Below are 572 nucleotides of genomic sequence, written 5' to 3' on the forward strand. Positions count from 1 at the left end.
TGCATCCGTAGCTCAGCTGGATAGAGTACTCGGCTACGAACCGAGCGGTCGGAGGTTCGAATCCTCCCGGATGCACCATTACTTGTCTCTCACAAGTAACCCGTTAAGAAGTTTCGGTACGGTGTTAGCAGCCTGTATCAAGGTGAGTCGTCAGCACCCCTGCGTTATACCAGAATTTGATATGCATCCATAGCTCAGCTGGATAGAGTACTCGGCTACGAACCGAGCGGTCGGAGGTTCGAATCCTCCTGGATGCACCATATTTTGTCAGACTGGTCGTAATACCATTCTGACATGCAGTAAGCAGTATCAGCCAGCACTAAGGATGATAACGTTGCTTTAGCAACGGCCCGCAAGGGTGAGGCGAAGCCGAATAATCCTCCTGGATGCACCATATTTTGTCAGACAGGTCCCAACACTGTTCTGGCGCAATTTAAGTAGTAACATTCATCCTTATTTTACGCGGAAGCAGGGTGAGTGAAGATAGTCTGCACCACCAGGCATTTCCCCAATGCATCCGTAGCTCAGCTGGATAGAGTACTCGGCTACGAACCGAGCGGTCGGAGGTTCGA

The 572-nt window shown here is 50.7% G+C and carries 2 tRNA genes; both read left to right on the top strand.

Annotated features, from left to right (window positions below):
- The first annotated feature begins 1 nt into the window (after window position 1).
- Window positions 2–78: transfer RNA gene (locus tag GSQ70_RS00550), tRNA-Arg, on the top strand.
- A gap of 105 nt (window positions 79–183) precedes the next feature.
- A tRNA-Arg gene (locus GSQ70_RS00555) sits at window positions 184–260 on the top strand.
- Window positions 261–572: the final 312 nt, after the last annotated feature.

The sequence above is a fragment of the Pantoea sp. BAV 3049 genome, assembly GCF_009765445.1.
Classification (GTDB): domain Bacteria; phylum Pseudomonadota; class Gammaproteobacteria; order Enterobacterales; family Enterobacteriaceae; genus Erwinia.